This window comes from Candidatus Avelusimicrobium alvi (genome assembly GCF_958451995.1).
GTDB classification, from domain to species: domain Bacteria; phylum Elusimicrobiota; class Elusimicrobia; order Elusimicrobiales; family Elusimicrobiaceae; genus Avelusimicrobium; species Avelusimicrobium alvi.
The window spans coordinates 1-18,535 of the sequence record NZ_CAUDSG010000022.1 but is presented as its reverse complement, the minus strand read 5'-3'; the positions used below and the strand labels follow the sequence as shown (position 1 = coordinate 18,535).

Sequence of the window (18,535 nt, the reverse complement as noted above, 5' to 3'; positions counted from 1 at the left end):
ACAATAAAAAACATTGAAGGACACTTTATCAAAAAATAGGAGGAAGTACCCAGGATGAAAAAATTAGCAATCTTAGCGTTCGCCCTGCTGGCGGCTATGCCGGCGGCGGCGCAGAGCGGAGCCTTGAAACTCTCGCTGTGGGACCATATCGCCATCGCCACTCCCGCCAACACGCAGGAAATTAAGGGGTTGGATTTTGGCATCGGCTCCAAATCCGCCACCGTAACGGGCGTACAGCTGGACCTGCTGTTCGCGCAGACCGAATACGAATTAAGAGGCGTAAGCATGGCCTGGATTATCAACCTGGCCAACGACGTCTACGGCGTGCAGTCGGCCCTGCTGACCAAAGCCGAAAACTTAAACGGCGCGCAGCTGGGGTTTGTGAATATGTCCAACCACAGCGCCACGGGCGTACAGTTCGGCCTGTTCAACCAGGCGGAATACATTCACGGCGCGCAAATCGGATTTGTCAACTACGCCAAAACCATTGAAGGCCTGCAGATCGGCATTTTAAACATCGCCGAAAACGGCTGGTTCCCGGCGATGGTGCTGGTGAACGGACGCTTTTAGTTCGCTGTAAGAAAAGGCCCCGCCAAACGGGGTCTTTTCCAAATTAGGATAGAAGAAAGGAGAAGAAGTCTATGAAAAAAATAGCTGTCTTGTTAGCCGCCGTGTTATGCGCCGCTCCGGCCTTCGCGGGCGACAATGGAATTGTCAAACTGTCTTTGTGGGGTAAACTGGCCGTGGCCCTTCCGAACAACACCCAAAGCGTAACCGGCGTTGAAATCGGTATCGGTTCCGACACCGCCTCCGTCAAAGGCGTTCAGTGGGACTTTGTGTACGGCAAAGCCGGCGATTTAGTCGGCGTGCAGAGCGCGCTTTTGGGCCGCGCGGACACTTTGACCGGCGCGCAGTTAAACGCCGTCAACCTTTCCCACCAATACTTGACCGGCGTGCAGTTCGGCTTCTACAACCAGGCCGAAGAACTCCACGGCGTGCAGATTGGTTTTGTCAACAACGTGCAAACCATCAAAGGGCTGCAGGTGGGGCTGGTCAACATCGCCAAGAACGGCTGGTTCCCGGTGATGGTGCTCGTCAACGGCCGCTTCTAATCAAACCTTACCGATATGAAACCGCGGGCCTTGTAAGGCCTGCGGTTTTTTGTTCCCTCTGTGCACGGCGCGCGAAAAAAGGTAAAATATTATATATGTCATCCGGTTTTCTTCCGCACCGCATACAGCGGTTTTACCGAATTGCCGCTTCGTCTTTCTTTTTTATTCACGGCCTGGTGTTTTCCAGCTGGGCCAGCCGTATCCCCGACATTAAATCCGCCCTTTCGCTTTCCGACGCGCAGCTGGGCGGCGTATTGTTTTTAATTCCCGCCGGGCAGCTTTCGGCCATGGCCCTGTCCGGCTGGCTGGTAAACCGTTTCGGCAGCCGGAAAATGCTGTCGGTTGCGGCGGTGCTTTATCCCCTGGCGCTTATTTTACTGGGCGGAGTAACCAGCCGCTGGGAACTGGGCGCGGCGCTGTATTTCTTTGGCATTACGTCCAACCTGTCCAACATTTCCGTCAATACGCAGGGCGTGGGCGTGGAAAAACTGTATAACCGCAGCATTATGGCTTCGTTTCACGGGATGTGGAGCCTGGCCGGCGTCGTGGGCGGACTTCTGGGCAGCTGGATGGCGCTGCACGGCGTATCCCCCCGCCAGCATTTTTTAATGACCTTCTTTGTTTGTATGGCCATTTTGATTTCCATGTATGCTTCCATGCTGCCCCGGGACCGCAAAATAACGGTATCCAGCAACCGCCCCAAAACCTTTACGCGTCCTTCTTTATATATTGTACTGCTGGGCCTGATGGCGTTTTGTTCCATGTCCTGCGAGGGCACGATGTACGACTGGAGCAGCGTTTATTTTATGCAGGTGGTCCGCCCGGCGGACCATTTAATCCGCGCCGGCTACATCGCCTGTATGACGGCCATGACCCTGGGGCGTTTTTCCGCCGACTATTTTGCCACGCGCTTTGGCTCGTTAAACGTCATCCGCGCCAGCGGGTTTATTCTGTTTGGCGGGTTTCTGCTGGCGGTGCTTCTTCCCGCGTTTTGGACGGCCTGCGCCGGATTCTTTTTGGTGGGGCTGGGTTTCTCCTCCGTCGTGCCGCTGTGTTACAGCCTGGCCGGAAAAAGCACCCGTATGCCGCCCAGCATGGCGGTGGCGGCGGTGTCCACCATCGGATTTTTCGGTTTTTTGTTTACCCCGCCCGTCATCGGGTTTATCTCCCAAGCCAGCAATATGCGCACGGCCTTTTTTATTATGGCGTGTGCGGGCCTGTCCGTCAGTTTTGTGGCGCCCCGCGCCCGGGCGCGCTGAGCGGTTTGGTTAAAATTCCTTCTTTATGCTATAATAATTATAAGGTGTAATATGAGCGGGAGAGCGAAACAAGTTCGTAAATCAAAGCCTGTCCCGACGACACCGAAGGCCGAAGCCGCCGGGGAATCCTCTTCCCTAATTCAGGCTGACGCCACAGGAGACAACTAATGAGCAACGTATCTATGAAAGCCATGCTGGAAGCCGGTGTGCACTTCGGCCACCAAACCTCCCGCTGGAACCCCAAAATGGGCCGCTTTATCTTCGGAGAAAGAAACGGCGTCCATATCTTAGACTTACAGAAAACCGCCAAAGAACTCAAAAAAGCCTGCGCCTTCATTAAAGAAGAAAGCAAAAAAGGCTCCAAATTTTTGTTCGTCGGTACCAAAAAACAAGCCCAGGAAGCCATCCAGGCCGAAGCCGCCCGCTGCGGCGCTTACTGCATCCACGAAAAATGGCTCGGCGGAACGCTGACCAACTTCCAAACCGTTAAAAAATCGGTTGAAAGACTCAACGAACTGGAAAAATGGGAAGCTTCCGGCGTATTCAAAGCCATCTCCAAAAAAGAAGCCAGCCGCCTGACCAAAGAAATGCTGCGCCTGCAGAAACTGCTGGGCGGCATCCGCGATATGAAAGTATTGCCGGACGTGGTCTTCGTCATTGACCCGGTGGACACCGCCGGCGCCGTGCGCGAATCCCATGCTTTGGGCATCCCGGTGGTGGCCGTCTGCGACACGAACGCCGACCCGGATTTGATCAGCGTGCCCGTCCCCGGCAACGACGACGCCGCCCGCTCCATCAAATTGTTCTGCGGCGCGATTGCGGACTCTATTCTGGAAGGCAAAGCCGAGCTGGAAGCCGTCAAAGCCGCGGAAAACAAACCCGCCGACAACCCGGTAATGGCCCAGGCCTTTGAATCCGCGATGCTCGCGGCCGAAAACGCCGAACCCGCCGCCGTGGAAGCCGCGGCCGTGGAAGAAGTGGTAAAAGCCGACGAAGCCGTCAACGAAGAAGCCAAAGAAGTTGCGGCTGAAGAAGAAAAAGCCGAAAAGCCGGCCGCCAAAAAGAAAACGGCCGCCAAAAAACCGGCTGCCGCCAAAGCTAAAAAAACCGTGAAAGCCAAAGCCGAAACGGAAGAAGAAGCCCCGGCGCAAGAAGCCAAATAAACCGCTTCCCGTGAAAGTTCCCGGGCCCGCCCGGGAACTTTCCACTCAGATTTAATCCTTATTCGTATACCTTAAACTCAGAGGAGAGACCAATGTCTTTAGACGACATCAAAGTGTTAAGAGAAAAAACCGGCGCTGGTATGCTTGACTGCAAAAAAGCGCTGGCCGAGTGCAACAACGACATGGAACAGGCCATCGTCTTCTTGCGCAAAAAAGGTTTGGCCGCCATGGCCAAGCGCGCCGAACGCGAAACCAAAGAAGGCCGCGTTTCCGTTAAAACCGACGGCAAAAACTACGCGATGATTTACCTGGGCTGCGAAACCGACTTTGTGGCCAAGACCGACGCGTTCATCCAACTGGCCGACGATTTGGCCCAGTACGTGCTGGAACACCCCGGCGCGGATTATATGAACGACGAACACATCAAAGCCGTAATTACGGAGCAGGCTCCCAAATTCGGCGAAAACACCACCCTCAAAGGCGCCTACAACTGGACGCCGGCCGAAGGCGGCGTGATGGCTTACTACGTCCACTCCGACAATAAAAAAGCCTCCCTGCTGGAGCTGGCCGTATCCGGCGCCTGCAAAGACGCCCAGAAAGTGGCCGATATCGCCCGCGGCCTGGCGATGCACACCGTAGGTATGCAGAGCGGCTGGGTGGACGCGAAAGACATCCCGCAGGACGTAATTGACCGCGAACTGGACATTTACAAAACGCAGGCCCAAAACGAAGGCAAATCCGCCGAAGCCATTGAAAAAATGCTGCCCGGCAAAGTTAAAAAGTTTGCCAAAGAAAACTGCCTCTTGGAACAGCCGACCATTAAAGACAACAAAAAAACCGTTGCCGATTACCTGGCCGAAGAATCCAAAGCGCTTGGCTGCGAACTGAAAGTCGTCCGTTTCGTTCGCTTCTAGTTCTACAAAGAACCCCTCGCAAGAGGGGTTCTTTTTTATGCCGTATTTTATAAATATCCCTGCCGGCTGCGCCTCCGGCCCGTCCGTTTGGACAAAAAGGCAAAAGACCCGTTGGTCCGTCAACGGTTTGATGTACGGGCTTTTTACAAGAAAGCCGAACGGCAATATTTTGTGCTACAATAATAAAAATATACGCTAAATCCGACCAAGCGAGGAGATCCCCCATGGAAACGTGCTGCCAACGCAAAAAAAGAATTTTACTTAAACTCTCCGGCGAAGCTTTAAGCACCGAAGGGCACCGCGGCATTAACCCGCAGTCTTTAAAAGAAATCGCCGAGGAAATCGCCGAAGCGTACAAAAAAAGCTGCTGCGAACTGACCATCGTCATCGGCGGCGGCAACGTCTGGCGCGGCGTGCGCGACGGCGGCGGCGTGATTGACCGCGTCAATTCCGACAGTATGGGCATGCTCGCCACCGTGATTAACGCCATTGCGCTCCAGTCCGCCATTGAAGAAGCCGGCGTGCCAACCCGCGTGCTTACTTCCATTAACATCTATCAGCTGGCGGAGCCGTTCGTCAGAAGAAAAGCCCTGCGCCACTTGGAAAAAGGCCGCATCGTTATTTTTGCCGGCGGAACCGGAAACCCCTTTTTCACCACCGACAGCGCGGCCGCGCTGCGCGCCTCGGAAATCAATGCCGACGTGCTGTTAAAAGCCACGCAGGTGGACGGCGTGTACGACTGCGACCCCAAGAAAAACCCGGACGCCAAACTCATCCGCCGCATTACCTACACGGACGCCATCGCCAAACAGCTCCAGTTTATGGATACGGCCGCGCTGGCGATTTGTATGGAAAACAAACTGCCCATTCAGGTATTCAACCTGCACCAAAAAGGCAATATTCAAAAAGCGCTCTGCGGGGAAGAAATCGGCACGACTATTTACTAAAATTGTGAAACGCCCCGGACTCCCGCCCGGGGCATTCTGTAAGGAGTTTGTAAAATCCGGCTTTTCCCTTATGGAAAAGCCGGATTTGTCAGGTTCTTTATATATCTATAAATTATATTTCCGGCCCCCAAGCGGTATTTGTGCAGACAATTGTTTTCTCTGGTTGATTTTAGGGTCTTCCCGTTTTTGCGTTAACATATAAAATAATTTATCTATGTCTGCCACGGAACTGGCCTTGTAATACGCTTGGGCATAAGATTCAATCCCCTTTAGTTGATATGCACCGGAATAATGGGATACTAACGAAATAAATGGTTTTCCGGTAAGTAACCACTCTATCTTAAAGCTGCAACAGTCCGAAATCATCAAATCAGCCGTTTTAAATAAATCAAAATAATCCCCATCTTCACATATAGTGGAGACATCAGCCCAATCATCAAAAACCTCCTGTGCTTTGACGCTTCCTAACAGTTTGCTTAACTCATATTTAAAACGAGGGTGAGGTTTAAAAACCCATTGGGTAGTATTTTTATATGTATGTGCCAGAGACAAGATATGCCGCCCGCACCATTCCCAACAAGCTTGTTTTAAAAAGCTATCCCCAAAAGAATGATGCGGAGCATAAATAATCCTAACCTTATCTCCATCCTTCCATCTGCTGACAGATGGTTTTGGAACACAAGGCAAAAAGACATCCAGACGAGGATGTCCCGCCGAGAGGGTATTCTCTATACCCCAGGAAGCTAATTCCTCACATACTTTATCGTTAAAAGCAAATACTTTATATACAGTATTTAAAAAAGGAGCGGTAGATAAAATAATATCTTTTTGATTATCTAATTCTATACTATACGGTACATATAAAGTTAAAGCGTATTTGGATAATTTTTTAGGAGTGAAATTCCCACCTAAATCAAACCAGGGCTGTTCATAAAAAATAATATCTATATTTGAACGGACAAAATCACTTTTATTTTTAATTACGGTATAATGATAGCGCTTAAAAAATTGGATATTTTTTGCAAGATTACACAATTTGTGCTTCTCGTCAACAATTAAAACAATCGGCTCAAAACGACTGTCTTCTTGAAACAATTTATAAACGGAAGCATACGACCACTTACAATTTTCTCGGACTAAAAAACCAACTCTAATTTTATTTTTTCTTCTTAACCGGACAATATGTTTGGCATATCTTTTTACACAATACCATTTATCAATATCAACTAAAAACATCATCAACCAACAGTATAACCTATCCCCCCATTTTAAACTTTTGACGGCAAGTAAATTACGATTGTACAAAAAGAGCAGTTCCCCTTTGAAAATTCTTTTCATTGCGGCGCGTTCCGCTTTATTCTTTGTATGCCGGATGCGGTAAATCTGGTCGTGCAGAATTTTAGGAAGAAAATTATTTTTCCATAGTTCGCAATCGTCAGCCGCCGCCATCGCCAGCCGGTCGGCAATAGACCTAACCACCGTATAATACTCCCGGATTGTGCCCGCGTCATTAGGCCGCGTTGAAGAACTGCCGGGCCGGGAAAAATAGCCGTACAGCTGTTCGCTTAATACCACCATCCGGGGACGTTTTAGGAGTACGGCAGAAACAAAACTAACATCTTCAAAACGCACCCCTTCCGGGAAAAATACATCTTTTATCACTTCGCGGTGATATACAAAACCGCCAGCCGTTAAGGATATTTTATATTCTTCTTCCCCCCACCCTAAAGCTAGCGGTACATCTGATACAATATAATCCAAACCGCCTAGCGTCAGCGGTAAAAAATTTATTTTCCCTTCTTCCACAGGAAAAAATTTAAAATTTGCCACATTGGCATTTTCTTGTTGCAGCAGATAAATCGTAAGTTCTAGCGCTTGAGGGTGCAAAACATCATCAGAGTCCACAAACACAACATATTCCCCGCCGGCCAAGCCCAGCCCCTTATTGCGGGCGGCGCCCTGCCCAGCATTATGTTGTGTGATAACGCAAATACGTTTATCCGCAGAAGCAAAAGCCGCAAGTATTTTCTGGGAATTATCCGTAGAACCGTCATTGATACAAATAATTTCTATGTTCTTGTAGGTTTGTGCAATTAAAGAATTCAAACAGCGAGGTAAATACTTTTCGGTATTATACACAGGAACAATAATAGAAACTAAACATTTATTCATATTCCCTCCTCCATACAAGGCAGAAGGGAGTATTCTCTTGGCGGAGGCTTGCTCCCTTCTGCTCCCCTGAGGTATATCAGGAGAAAAACGGGAAGCCTACCCTTGCCTGAAAACAAAAAACGGCTGAATAACAGCGGGTCCAACCACGGTACCGCCATTAAACAGCCGTAGTTCCGCACCATATTTCTATGGGCGGAACACTCGGCGGAATACACAGCAGGGAGCTACCCCGCCGTGTATTCCGCCTAAACCAGCTGTTTTTGGACGTGGTTGGAATTTGGTTGCCCAAATACCCTATTTTCAATAGACTTCCAAAAACAGACAAATTGTAACGAGCCTCAGTTTCCAAGACTCGGGATGATTGCAAACTCTCCTCAAAAACTATAAAATTCTATTTATATTTTATCATAAATAAGAATTTTTTATCTCAGAATTGCTATAATTAAAATAACATTTCAACAGAAGAGGACTTTTTATTATGGAAGGCATTACCAATCTGCTTAACAAAACCAAAACCAATATGGCCGAGCACGTCGCCCGTCTGGAACGCGATTTGGCCACCATCCGCACCGGCCGCGCGAGCTCTGCCCTTTTGGAAAACATCCGCGTAGATTATTACGGCACGCAAACCCCGATTAAACAAATGGCCGTCATCAACGTATTGGACGCCAAAACCCTGGAAATCCAGCCGTGGGACGTAAGCTCCATCAACGATATTGACAAAGCCCTGCAAAAAGCCGACCTGGGCGCGAGCCCCGTCAACGACGGCAAAGTCATCCGCGTAACGCTTCCTTCCATGACCGAAGACCGCCGCAAACAGCTGGCGAAGAACGTCTCCAAAATGAGCGAAGACTTTAAAGTGGCCGTGCGCAACGAACGCCGCGACGTGATTGAAAAACTCAAAAAAGCGCAGAAAGCCGCCGAAATTACCGAAGACGATTTGAAACGCTACGAAGGCGACGTGCAAAAAACGACGGACGCGCACATCGCGAAAATTGACCAAGTGATTAAAAACAAAGAAGCCGAAATTATGAAGATTTAAGCTTCCGTTCTGCAATAAAAAACCCGCTTTCACAAGCGGGTTTTTTATTGATATTTTTCCCATATTTAAGGTAAAAGCCATCGCCTGTTATCTATGGGTTCTCCGCCTAAACTTTTACATACTTTGCTTGCTAAAGAATCGTTACCCCTGCATACACGCCTATTTTGATATTCAGTAGAATATTGCCCGTAAAAAGTAATAGCCACTTTCGGGGTCCCCGTGTTCCCTAAAATCAAGTACAGCCCGCCTGTTACGGTTTGACCATTTGCCCCACCGCATCCCTTGCCACACTGCGTAACATATGTTCCATCAGCCCAAAAGAAATCTCTATCAGCATATTGATGTATAAAATCCTGTGGCAGAGCTATATCCAAATTTTTGATATGGGTGTAATACCCATTGGCCAAATAAAACGCGTCTTCCGCATCACTGATAGAACGGAGTAAAGGCATCATAGCCATTAATTTACTTTTCATCACGGCTACCTGATACTGCGGCACGGCAACAGCCGCCAAAATACCGATAATTAATACCACCACCAACAGCTCTATAAGCGTAAATCCGAGACTTTTTTGCATGGGATATATCCCCCTATTTATATAAGTTGATATTCCCAATTTATCAAAAAAAAAAAACGCGTCAAGGGGCGAGCCGCCCCTCCCTTTCCCTGACGGTGCCATCCGACTAATTGAGCCACCCCGTTTAAACAATGTCGCCAAGCACCGTAACAGCGAGCCCGAAAAGCCGCCCGCAGGGTCCAGTCCTTGGGGCTCTGGCCTGACCAGGGCTTGGCAATAAACGGTACTTTTAGATAGTTGGGAGAGAAACATTCGGGGATGCAAAAGTTTTCGGGGGGGCGGCTCTCTATGCGGGTACATCCGACTAATTGAGCCACACTGTTTAAACAATGTTGCCAAGTACCGTAAAGTCTGCACGGCCTGCAAGGCTCCCTTCCGGGGAGTGGTTTTCTATGCGGACATAACTGACTGGAGGAACCGCATACTTTGGCATAAAGCGAACTCCCGGCGGCTGCCCGTTATGCCGCGCAGACAGGCGGCGGCCAAAAAAGCTAAAATATATTTATGTCCGAAGAACTTAAAAACCCTCTCCCGCGGCATGTAGCCGTGATTATGGACGGCAACGGCCGCTGGGCCAAAGAACGCCGTCTGCCGCGCCTGGCCGGGCACAACGCCGGGGCCCAAGCCGTACAGCGCACGCTGGAAGCCGCACAGCGCACGGGCATCAAATACCTTACTTTATACGCTTTTTCCACGGAAAACTGGGTTCGCCCGCAGGACGAAATAGACGGCCTGTTAAAACTGCTGGAACAAACGCTGGACCGCTACACCAAAGAAGCGGCCAAACACGGCGTACGGCTGCTTGTCAGCGGGGAAAAGGACCGGCTCCCCCCCGCCATCGTGGAAAAAATAGAGCACGCCGTCGCTTCCACCGCGGCCAATACGGGCCTGACGCTCAACCTGGCGCTTAATTACGGCGCGCGGCAGGAAATCGTTCACGCGGCCAACGCACTTATTCAAGAAGGGAAAACCCATATTACCATGCAGGACATCCAGGCGCACCTCTACCAGCCGTCCCTGCCGGACCCGGAGCTGATTATCCGCACGTCGGGAGAGGAACGTCTGTCCAATTTCTTATTATGGCAGGCCGCCTACAGCGAGTTTTATTTTACCCCCGTTCTGTGGCCGGATTTTGACGGCGCGGAATTTGAAAAAGCCCTTGCCGCCTACCGGACGCGCGTGCGCCGCTTCGGAGGATTATGAGCTCCGCTTTAATCCGTTCCCGCGCGCAGGAAATGCTCGCACGCATTAAACGCTTTTCCTCTCCCGCCACCAAAAAACAAATGCGGGAAAAATTCGGCATCCAGACCGAAAAAGCCCTGGGCACGCCCGTTACCACGCTTAGGCTGCTGGTCAAGGGTCTTCCGCGCCCGGACCAGGAACTGGCCGACGCGCTGTGGGACACCGGCGTACACGAGGCGCGCATTATGGCCTCCATGCTGGCGGACCCCGCGCAGATGACGTACCCGAAACTGGACGAGTGGGCCAAAGAGCTTAATTCCTGGGATATTTGCGACCTCTGCGCCGGCAACCTGTTTTCCAAAGTCAAAAACCCGTTAAAGCTGGCGGAGCGGTGGATTAAACGCGAAGAAGAATTTGTCCGCCGCGCGGGCTTTGCGGTGATTGCCGCGCTGGCCGTTCCGCGCGCCAAAACAACGGAAGAAGAATTAATCAAAATGCTTCCGCTCATCAAAAACCACGCGTGCGACCCCCGCCCGATGGTGCATAAAGCCGTCAACTGGGCGCTTCGCAACATTGGCAAGAAAAACCCGCGCCTCACGCCCAAAGCGCTGGCCTGCGCCGCGGAAATTTTAGATTTGTACGAAGACAACAAAGCCGCCCGCTGGGTGGCTTCCAACGCCGTGTGGGAACTGAAAAGCCCCAAAATTAAAGCGATGGTGGCTAAGCGCAAGTAATCCGCCAAGCTGTTATAAGGAAGCCTCTTTCCTCCCGCGATGGGCCCCGCCAATTACACCAACGCACCTAGAGAACCGCGGCCCGCCAAGCTGTTTTGTAGGGGCGCGTCCTTGCACCCGCAGTGTGGCCCCGCTAATCATACCAGCGCGCATAGAGAACCGCGGCCTGGAAGGCCCAAATATAGTAAAATAAAGATATGCTATTATCCAGAATTTTAACCGCCCTGATAGGGATCCCCGTTGTTCTGGCCGCCATCCATTTTGGCGGCGTGATTTATATGGCCTTTGTCGGCTGTGTAATCCTGCTCTGCCTCTACGAGTACGGCCTGGTGCTTACCGCCGGCAAGAAGCCCGTGCATATGCCCAGCCTGATGATTTTCGGCCTGCTCATGGCCGTGGTGGCCGTCCTGGGCCGCAGCGGCGCCGCCGGTCTGGAACTGCCGGACAACCTCTATCCCTTCTCCGTCAGCGTGGTAATTTTCGGCGTACTGCTTTTTGAAGTCCTCACCCCCAAACGCTCGTGGGACCGCGTTTGCAACACGTTTACGGGCGTATTTTTAATTCCGTGGTCGCTGGCGCATTTGGTGAACCTGCGCGATATTGCAACTTACGGCGAATACCTCACGCTCTTTATGATTATCACCGTCTGGGTGTGCGACACCGGGGCCTATTTCAGCGGCCGCTTTTTCGGGCGGCATAAACTGAACCAGGAAGTCAGCCCCAAGAAAACCTGGGAAGGCTCCGTCGGCGGCACCCTGCTGGCCGTAGGCGGCGCGGTGCTGATGCGGCATTTGTTCCTTTCCACGCGGTTTTCCGTTAAAGAAGCGGTGCTGTTGGGGCTGTTAATTGCGGTGGTGGGCCAAGTGTCCGACCTGGCCGAATCCGTCATCAAACGCTCCACCGGGGTGAAAGATTCTTCCAACCTCCTGCCGGGGCACGGCGGGTTTCTGGACCGTTTTGATTCGTACCTGCTGCTCGCTCCCCTGTTTTATTACGTGGTGCTTTATACGTTATGAAAAATATCGTGATTCTGGGCTCCACCGGTTCTATCGGCACGTCGGCGTTAGACGTAATTGCGCGGCTGGGTAAAGATTACCGCGTGATGGCGCTTTCGGCCAACAGCAATACCGAACTTTTTTTAAAACAGCTGCACTCTTTCCGCCCCCGCTTTGCGGCGGTGATGAGTCCGGAAAGCTACGAAAAAATCAAAGACCAAATCCCCGAAGGCACGCGCCTCCTGCCGCCGGAAATTGAAAGCCTGATGTTTATGGCCTCTCTGCCGACGGCGGACCTCATCATCAGCGGCGTGGTGGGCGCGGTGGGCTTCCAGCCGCTGGTAAGCGCCATTAAAGCCGGCAAAACGATTGCGCTCGCCAACAAAGAGCCGATGGTTATGGCCGGCAAAACCTTAATGAAAGAATGCGAACGCTGGGAAGCCGCCATCATTCCGGTAGACAGCGAACCTTCCGCCATTTTCCAATGTTTGGCGGGCATGGCGGACGAGCACGGCTACCAAAAGCTCTCGTCCGAGATTTCCCGAGTGTTTTTAACCGCGTCCGGCGGCCCCTTTGCCAAGCGCAAAACGTCGCTCTCCACGGTTACCCCCGCCGAAGCCTTAAACCACCCGCGCTGGAAGATGGGCAAAAAGATTACGGTAGATTCCGCCACCCTGATGAACAAGGGTTTTGAAGCCATTGAAATTATGAATTTGTTTAATTTGCCGGAAGAAAAGGTGCAAATCGTCATTCATCCGCAGTCCATCGTGCATTCGGCGGTGGAATTTAACGACGGGGCGATTCTGGCGCAAATGGGCGAGCCGGATATGCGCGTGCCCATCCAGTACGCCATCACCTACCCCTTACGAGCGGCCGGCCCGGTAAAAAAACTCAATTTGTTTGAAGCCGCCAAGCTGGAATTTTTTGAACCCGATTTAACCCGCTTCCCCTGCCTGGACCTGGCCCTCGCGGCCGCCCGCAAGGGAGGAATCCTGCCCGCCGTATTAAGCGCGGCGGACGAAACGGCCGTAGACGCGTTTTTAAAGGAAGAAATCAAATTCACCGATATCCCCAAACTCATCTACACCGTATTAAAATCCGCCCCGCAGACGTCGGGCGAAGCCACCTTAAACCAGGCGCAGGAAGCCGACCGGTGGGCCCGCGAAGCCGCGGCGGCCTGCCTGAAAGAAAAGAGCTATAAAACAGCCGTTATTTAGGAGAAACCCATGCTTTTATCCGTCCTAGCCGTCATCGTCGTGTTAAGCCCCATCGTCATCGTGCACGAATTCGGGCACTACATCGCCTGCCGCTTAACCGGCATCCGCGTCAACGAATTTTCGTTTGGGTTCGGCAAAATCCTGTGGCATAAAAAGGCGGGCGATACGGATTATCAAATCCGCGCCATTCCCTTCGGCGGATTTGTAGAACCCGCCGGCCCGATGTTCCACCCGCAGGACGCGCCCGAACCGCCCAAACCGTACGAATTTGCGGCTAAGAAATGGTACGCCAAGTTCTTTATGGTGGTAAACGGCGCGCTGTTTAACTACCTGCTGGCCGCCGTCATTTTTTCCACGCTGATTTACATCAAGGGTATGCCGGAGACGGATCCCCTCAAACTCCCGGCCGCCGTCGGTGCGGTAGCCGAAGGCTATCCCGCCGCCAAGCTGGATTTACAAGCGGGCGACGTTATCCGCTCCATTAACGGCGAAAACATCGCCACCTGGCAGGATTTAACACAGGCCATGGCCGCGCGCAAAGGAGACGTAACGCTGGCCTACGAACGGGACGGCAAGGCGATGAGCGCGCTCGTCAAAGACGCCGACTTTAAAAAGGACGCCCCGACCGTGCTGGGCATTACGGTAAGCCCCGTTTATAAACCCGTTTCCCTGTGGGAAGCCGCGGGGCTGGGCGTGTACCAGTGCTATTACTGGACGAAGTTTTCCCTCTCTTCCCTGGCGCAAAGCTTTACCAAGAAAAAAGCTCCCGAACTCGCGGGCCCGATTGGCATTGTGAACATCATCCATAAATCGGTGCACACGAGCCTGCTGGATTTTGTGTTTTTAATCGCCATGCTCTCGCTGGCCGTGGGGATGTTTAACCTGTTCCCGATTCCGATACTGGACGGCGGCTACGCCCTCGTCTATCTGTGGGAAGGGCTAACCAAAAAACTCCCGACGGAAAATATGCTCAACAAAGCCGCCAACGTGGGTATGTACCTGCTAATTTTACTGGTGCTTTACGCCTCGTACTCCGACATAAAGCGCATTTTCTTTAAACCCAAAGCGGCCGCCGCCGTAACGCAGACGGCCGCCGACAGCCAACCCGCGGAGGCGGAACATGTACAAGACTAGAGAAGTAAAAGTAGGCCCTTTTACCCTGGGGACCGGGCACCCCGTGCGCGTGCAGAGTATGTGCAATACCGACACGCGCGACGCCGAAAAAACGGCCGCCCAAATTAACCTGCTGGAAGACGCCGGCTGCGAAATCAACCGCGTGGCCGTGCCCGATATGCAGGCCGCCCTGGCCATCGGGGACATCAAAAAGCGCATTCACTCCCCCCTGGTGGCGGACATTCATTTTGACTATAAACTCGCGCTGGAAGCGATTAAACAGGGCGTGGACAAGGTGCGCATCAACCCGGGCAACATCGGCGCGGTGGAAAACACCAAAGAAGTCGTCAAAGCGGCGCTGGACCACGGCACGGCCATCCGCATCGGCGTAAACGCCGGGAGCGTAAAGTATTTAAAAAGCGTGGATGGAAAGATGGACCTTTCCGACGAAAAATGGGCCGAAGTGATGGTAAACGAAGCCCTGGAACAGGCCAACATTTTGGAACAGCTGAACTTTAAAAATGTAGTGGTATCTTTAAAGTCGGATAATTTCAAACGCACCGTGCTGGCCAACGAGCTGTTTGCAAGCCAGAGCGATATTCCGCTTCACATCGGCCTTACCGAAGCGGGCAGCTTTTTAAGCGGCACCGTCAAAAGCGCGGTGGCGCTGGGTACGCTTTTGCAAAAAGGCATCGGAGCCACCATCCGCGTTTCGCTGACGGAAGACCCGCGTATGCAGGTGCGCGCCGCGTATGAAATTTTAAAGGCGCTCGGCCTGCGCGAATACGGCCCGAACCTGATTTCCTGCCCCACGTGCGGCCGTACGCAGGTGGACGTAACGGGCACCGTACACGCGCTGGAAGAAAAAATTTATTCCGACAAAGCCCTCCTTCAAAAAGCCACCGGCCTTAAAATCGCCGTGATGGGCTGCGTGGTAAACGGCCCGGGCGAAGCGCGCGACGCGGACTTTGGCATCGCCGGCGGCAAAGGCGAAGGCTTATACTTTGAACACGGCGAAACGATGTTCAAACTCCCCCAGGAAAAATGGGTAGATTTTTTAATTGAAAAAATTAACACGTGGAAAAAATAAACAGGATACTCATTATGAAGAATCTATTTTTGCTTTTCATCATATTGGTTTTTTCTTGTGCTTGTGGTGTACGAAAGAATTGGAAGTCGGTCAAAAATGCCACATGGATTCTACAAAACCAGCCAATAGAATTAGCCAGAGATATTTATGGAATGCCTAGTGAAGTGTTCCCTACTACAACCGGAAATAACACAATATATATTTGGGGAAATGGGGTACAACGCTTAAAAAGCATCTCAACTGATGGAACAACCACTTTAGCCACCAAGAACCAAGAAACTTTCTATGCTAATTCCATTGCCAGATATGATTATACATGTTATATTGCACTTAAAGTAAATGCTAATGGAAAAATTATTGATGCTTTTCAAGAAGGCTTTGAATCCGATGCATTATCACAAGGATGTAGAAATATTTTCTTGCGTAGTAAAGAATTTTGCAATACGGTGGGCCGTTTTACTAAAAAACAAAAAAATGTACAAATAGGTAATTGTCATCGCAATGATATATCCAAAAAAGGGTATACTGATTTTGCCATCCCCCCCAATTACAACAAAGGTTATATTAATCAAAAAGATGATTTTTTTAATAACTAAATATATATTTTAAATAAAGGACTCTTAATTTTATGAAACTCTCTAATTACTATATCCCTACTTTAAAAGAAGCTCCCAAAGACGCCGACACCCTTTCGGCCAAACTGATGATTCGCGCGGGCCTTATCCGCAAGGTGGCCAGCGGGCTTTACGAATGGCTCCCCCTGGGCCTGAGAGTGCTTAGAAAGGTGGAAAACATCGTGCGCGAAGAAATGGACCGCGCCGGCGCGTGCGAAGTGTGGCTGCCGCTCGTACAGCCCAAAGAACTGTGGGAAGAAAGCGGCCGCTGGACGTTTTACGGCAAAGAGCTCCTGCGCTTTACGGACCGCAAAGAGGCCGAATTCTGCTTTGCGCCCACCGCCGAAGAAGTCATCACCGACCTGGTCAAAAAAGACACCACTTCCTATAAACAGCTCCCTCTGTGCCTCTATCAGTTCGGCACCAAATTCCGCGACGAAATCCGCCCCCGCTTCGGCGTTATGCGCGCACGCGAGTTTTACATGAAAGACGCCTACTCCTTCGCCGCCGACGACCGGGGCGCCAACGACTGGTACCAAAAAATGTACGACGCTTACCAGCGCATTTTTAAACGCTGCGGATTTGAATTTAAAGCCGTAGAGGCCGATACCGGCTCCATCGGCGGAAACTTTTCGCACGAATTTATGGTGCTGGCCGCCACCGGCGAGGACGCCATTGCGGACTGCACTTCCTGCGGATACGCCGCCAATACGGAAAAAGCCGAAATCCAGGCCCCCGAAGAAATTCAAATTGACGAAGCCGAATTAAAACCGATGGAAAAGCAAGCCACCCCCAAAGCCTACACGGTGGAAGACGTGGCCGAAATGCTAAACGTGCCCACTTCCAAACTGATTAAACTGCTGGTCTTTACCGCCGACGGCAAACCCGTGGTGGCCCTGGTGCGCGGCGACCACGAATTAAACGAATTCAAATTCAAAGCCCTCTTAAAATGCAACGAGCTGGAAAAAGCCTCCGAAGAAGTTTACACGCAGGTAACGGGTTCGTTTGTGGGTTTTGCGGGCGCGCAGGGGCTGAAAGAAAAAAATCCGTCCGTTATGATTTACGCCGACAACTATGTTAAAAACATCGTCAACGGCGTTTCCGGCGGCAACGAAAAAGACGTACACACCATTAACGTTACCCCCCGCCGCGACATTAAAGTGGACGTATATGCCGACTTAAAAATGGCCTCCGCCGGCGACAAATGCGCCCGCTGCGGCAAAGAGTTCACCTTCACGCGCGGCATTGAAGCCGGGCACGTGTTTAAACTCGGCACGAAATACTCCGCCGCCATGGGAGCCAACTTTTTAGACGAAAACCAAACTTCCAAACCCATGATTATGGGCTGCTACGGCATCGGCATCAGCCGCGTGGTGGCCGCCGCCATTGAGCAGTCCCACGACGACAACGGCATCATCTGGCCCGCGCCGCTGGCCCCGTTTGACGTAGCCCTCGTGGCGATTGATTACGACTCCAACCCGGACGTTAAAAAACACGCGGACGAAATCGCCGCCGGATTGGAAGCGCGCGGATTCTCCGTACTGTTGGACGACCGCAACGAGCGCGCCGGCATTAAGTTTAAAGATATGGACCTCATCGGTCTGCCCTACCGCCTGGTGGTCAGCAGCCGCACGGTAAAAGACGGACAGTGCGAATATAAAAAGCGCACGGACAAAGAAGCCGTACGCTGGAGTCTGGCGGAAGCCGTGGAAAAACTGGCGGAAGCCGCCGGTAAATAGTCCGCCGCATATTTTAAAACCCCGCCGGCTTATCGCCCGCGGGGTTTTTGTATGTCCAAGCCGTTTAGTCCAGCGCGTACCACTCGTATGCGGCGCCCGCCGTCGGGCTGGTGATTTTATCTTTCCCGCCGATAAGTTTGCAAATCCCCATTTTATCGGCGTCTGAGCCCACCTGTACAAAACAATAAAACTTTTTGCCGGGCGTGCCGATGTTTTGTATGGACGAATACCAGATAAATCCGTAACTGCTCTTTTTTAAGCTCCAGGACTGCAAACGCGGACCGTTTTGGATACAGAATTTAAAACTCCGCCCGCTGATACATCCGCCCCCGTCCGGCGTTACGTTGGACGGAACGACGCTCAACTGGTCAAACCCGGAGGGCAGCGTCCCGTTGGCCAGCACATATTCCTCCACCCCTACAGCCAGGCTTTTCATCATCGCCAGCCCCTCGGCGGCGCGGGATTTTTCCACCGATTTTTCGTACTGCGGCAACGCAACCGCCGCCAAAATGCCAATAATAAGCACGACAACCAACAATTCTATCAAAGTAAAACCTTTTTTCATAAATACTCCGGAAAAACGCAGATTTGCCCAGCACAGATGCCGTATAGAAACGCCAAGCAAGACGGGCCGTGCTTTTTCCAATTTATCAAAAAAAAAAAA

18 protein-coding genes are annotated in these 18,535 nt (G+C 51.6%); 15 read left to right on the top strand and 3 right to left on the bottom strand.

Features of this window, described 5'->3' with window-relative positions; translation table 11 throughout:
- The first annotated feature begins 54 nt into the window (after positions 1–54).
- The 6 genes from ACQY36_RS05325 to pyrH all read left to right on the top strand — a co-directional run bounded on the left by ACQY36_RS05325 (position 55) and on the right by pyrH (position 5,395).
- Complete coding sequence (locus ACQY36_RS05325; protein WP_428071210.1) at positions 55–570, top strand: LA_2272 family surface repeat-containing protein; 516 nt, start codon at positions 55–57, stop codon at positions 568–570.
- Positions 571–641: 71 nt separating this feature from the next.
- Complete coding sequence (locus tag ACQY36_RS05320; RefSeq protein ID WP_428056704.1) at positions 642–1,112, top strand: LA_2272 family surface repeat-containing protein; 471 nt, start codon at positions 642–644, stop codon at positions 1,110–1,112.
- Positions 1,113–1,207: 95 nt separating this feature from the next.
- Positions 1,208–2,371, top strand: a complete 1,164-nt coding sequence (locus ACQY36_RS05315; protein WP_428071212.1) for an MFS transporter — start codon at positions 1,208–1,210, stop codon at positions 2,369–2,371.
- A gap of 167 nt (positions 2,372–2,538) precedes the next feature.
- Entirely contained in the window at positions 2,539–3,534 is a 996-nt protein-coding gene (gene rpsB / locus ACQY36_RS05310) for a 30S ribosomal protein S2 (protein WP_428071214.1), read from the top strand.
- Positions 3,535–3,626: 92 nt separating this feature from the next.
- Positions 3,627–4,448 (top strand): translation elongation factor Ts, encoded by an 822-nt coding sequence (gene tsf / locus ACQY36_RS05305; protein ID WP_428071216.1) that lies wholly within the window; start codon positions 3,627–3,629, stop codon positions 4,446–4,448.
- Positions 4,449–4,672: 224 nt separating this feature from the next.
- A complete protein-coding gene (gene pyrH / locus ACQY36_RS05300) occupies positions 4,673–5,395 on the top strand; it encodes a UMP kinase (RefSeq protein ID WP_428071218.1) in 723 nt (240 codons plus the stop codon).
- A 105-nt stretch (positions 5,396–5,500) separates the two neighbouring features.
- Here the strand turns inward: pyrH and ACQY36_RS05295 are convergent, their stop codons facing one another.
- On the bottom strand, positions 5,501–7,567 hold the full coding sequence (locus ACQY36_RS05295; protein WP_428078184.1) for a bifunctional glycosyltransferase/CDP-glycerol:glycerophosphate glycerophosphotransferase: 2,067 nt from the start codon (positions 7,565–7,567) through the stop codon (positions 5,501–5,503).
- Positions 7,568–8,045: 478 nt separating this feature from the next.
- On the opposite strand from ACQY36_RS05295, the gene frr reads away from it, so the two are divergent.
- Positions 8,046–8,609 carry a ribosome recycling factor gene (frr, locus tag ACQY36_RS05290; protein WP_428056709.1) on the top strand — a complete coding sequence of 188 codons (564 nt, stop codon included), beginning with the start codon at positions 8,046–8,048 and terminating at the stop codon, positions 8,607–8,609.
- Between the two features lie 65 nt (positions 8,610–8,674).
- On the opposite strand, the gene ACQY36_RS05285 is transcribed toward frr, so the two are convergent.
- Positions 8,675–9,187: a type IV pilin protein gene (locus tag ACQY36_RS05285; RefSeq protein ID WP_428078182.1), complete on the bottom strand. Its 513-nt coding sequence runs from the start codon at positions 9,185–9,187 to the stop codon at positions 8,675–8,677.
- Positions 9,188–9,691: 504 nt separating this feature from the next.
- On the opposite strand from ACQY36_RS05285, the gene ACQY36_RS05280 reads away from it, so the two are divergent.
- The 8 genes from ACQY36_RS05280 to ACQY36_RS05245 all read left to right on the top strand — a co-directional run bounded on the left by ACQY36_RS05280 (position 9,692) and on the right by ACQY36_RS05245 (position 17,871).
- Positions 9,692–10,390, top strand: coding sequence for an isoprenyl transferase (locus ACQY36_RS05280; RefSeq protein WP_428056710.1), 699 nt, complete (start codon positions 9,692–9,694; stop codon positions 10,388–10,390).
- Positions 10,387–11,103, top strand: coding sequence for a DNA alkylation repair protein (locus ACQY36_RS05275; RefSeq protein ID WP_428071222.1), 717 nt, complete (start codon positions 10,387–10,389; stop codon positions 11,101–11,103). The genes ACQY36_RS05280 and ACQY36_RS05275 overlap by 4 nt, the downstream gene beginning before the upstream one ends.
- A gap of 197 nt (positions 11,104–11,300) precedes the next feature.
- Entirely contained in the window at positions 11,301–12,119 is an 819-nt protein-coding gene (locus ACQY36_RS05270) for a phosphatidate cytidylyltransferase (RefSeq protein ID WP_428078180.1), read from the top strand.
- A complete protein-coding gene (dxr, locus tag ACQY36_RS05265; RefSeq protein WP_428071226.1) occupies positions 12,116–13,315 on the top strand; it encodes a 1-deoxy-D-xylulose-5-phosphate reductoisomerase in 1,200 nt (399 codons plus the stop codon). The genes ACQY36_RS05270 and dxr overlap by 4 nt, the downstream gene beginning before the upstream one ends.
- A 9-nt stretch (positions 13,316–13,324) precedes the next feature.
- The gene (locus ACQY36_RS05260) at positions 13,325–14,449 is read left to right on the top strand and encodes a M50 family metallopeptidase (RefSeq protein ID WP_428078178.1); all 1,125 of its coding nucleotides are present in this window, start codon (positions 13,325–13,327) and stop codon (positions 14,447–14,449) included.
- Positions 14,436–15,518: a flavodoxin-dependent (E)-4-hydroxy-3-methylbut-2-enyl-diphosphate synthase gene (gene ispG / locus ACQY36_RS05255; protein WP_428078176.1), complete on the top strand. Its 1,083-nt coding sequence runs from the start codon at positions 14,436–14,438 to the stop codon at positions 15,516–15,518. Before ACQY36_RS05260 ends, ispG begins: the two co-directional genes overlap by 14 nt.
- Before the next feature lie 14 nt (positions 15,519–15,532).
- Entirely contained in the window at positions 15,533–16,114 is a 582-nt protein-coding gene (locus tag ACQY36_RS05250) for a hypothetical protein (RefSeq protein WP_428078174.1), read from the top strand.
- 32 nt (positions 16,115–16,146) lie between these two features.
- Positions 16,147–17,871, top strand: coding sequence for a proline--tRNA ligase (locus tag ACQY36_RS05245; protein WP_428078172.1), 1,725 nt, complete (start codon positions 16,147–16,149; stop codon positions 17,869–17,871).
- Between the two features lie 64 nt (positions 17,872–17,935).
- Here ACQY36_RS05245 and ACQY36_RS05240 read toward each other — a convergent pair whose 3' ends face one another.
- Positions 17,936–18,436 (bottom strand): type IV pilin protein, encoded by a 501-nt coding sequence (locus tag ACQY36_RS05240; RefSeq protein WP_428078170.1) that lies wholly within the window; start codon positions 18,434–18,436, stop codon positions 17,936–17,938.
- Positions 18,437–18,535: the final 99 nt, after the last annotated feature.

What these genes read in the sequence shown, in the direction of transcription:
- ACQY36_RS05325 (WP_428071210.1), top strand. Translation starts at nt 55, where the DNA reads ATGAAAAAATTAGCAATCTTAGCGTTCGCCCTGCTGGCGGCTATGCCG.
- pyrH (WP_428071218.1), top strand. Translation starts at nt 4,673, where the DNA reads ATGGAAACGTGCTGCCAACGCAAAAAAAGAATTTTACTTAAACTCTCC.
- dxr (WP_428071226.1), top strand. Translation starts at nt 12,116, where the DNA reads ATGAAAAATATCGTGATTCTGGGCTCCACCGGTTCTATCGGCACGTCG.
- tsf (WP_428071216.1), top strand. Translation starts at nt 3,627, where the DNA reads ATGTCTTTAGACGACATCAAAGTGTTAAGAGAAAAAACCGGCGCTGGT.
- ACQY36_RS05245 (WP_428078172.1), top strand. Translation starts at nt 16,147, where the DNA reads ATGAAACTCTCTAATTACTATATCCCTACTTTAAAAGAAGCTCCCAAA.
- ACQY36_RS05280 (WP_428056710.1), top strand. Translation starts at nt 9,692, where the DNA reads ATGTCCGAAGAACTTAAAAACCCTCTCCCGCGGCATGTAGCCGTGATT.
- rpsB (WP_428071214.1), top strand. Translation starts at nt 2,539, where the DNA reads ATGAGCAACGTATCTATGAAAGCCATGCTGGAAGCCGGTGTGCACTTC.
- ispG (WP_428078176.1), top strand. Translation starts at nt 14,436, where the DNA reads ATGTACAAGACTAGAGAAGTAAAAGTAGGCCCTTTTACCCTGGGGACC.
- ACQY36_RS05240 (WP_428078170.1), bottom strand. Translation starts at nt 18,436, where the DNA reads ATGAAAAAAGGTTTTACTTTGATAGAATTGTTGGTTGTCGTGCTTATT.
- ACQY36_RS05250 (WP_428078174.1), top strand. Translation starts at nt 15,533, where the DNA reads ATGAAGAATCTATTTTTGCTTTTCATCATATTGGTTTTTTCTTGTGCT.
- ACQY36_RS05315 (WP_428071212.1), top strand. Translation starts at nt 1,208, where the DNA reads ATGTCATCCGGTTTTCTTCCGCACCGCATACAGCGGTTTTACCGAATT.
- ACQY36_RS05275 (WP_428071222.1), top strand. Translation starts at nt 10,387, where the DNA reads ATGAGCTCCGCTTTAATCCGTTCCCGCGCGCAGGAAATGCTCGCACGC.
- ACQY36_RS05285 (WP_428078182.1), bottom strand. Translation starts at nt 9,187, where the DNA reads ATGCAAAAAAGTCTCGGATTTACGCTTATAGAGCTGTTGGTGGTGGTA.
- frr (WP_428056709.1), top strand. Translation starts at nt 8,046, where the DNA reads ATGGAAGGCATTACCAATCTGCTTAACAAAACCAAAACCAATATGGCC.
- ACQY36_RS05260 (WP_428078178.1), top strand. Translation starts at nt 13,325, where the DNA reads ATGCTTTTATCCGTCCTAGCCGTCATCGTCGTGTTAAGCCCCATCGTC.
- ACQY36_RS05295 (WP_428078184.1), bottom strand. Translation starts at nt 7,567, where the DNA reads ATGAATAAATGTTTAGTTTCTATTATTGTTCCTGTGTATAATACCGAA.
- ACQY36_RS05270 (WP_428078180.1), top strand. Translation starts at nt 11,301, where the DNA reads ATGCTATTATCCAGAATTTTAACCGCCCTGATAGGGATCCCCGTTGTT.
- ACQY36_RS05320 (WP_428056704.1), top strand. Translation starts at nt 642, where the DNA reads ATGAAAAAAATAGCTGTCTTGTTAGCCGCCGTGTTATGCGCCGCTCCG.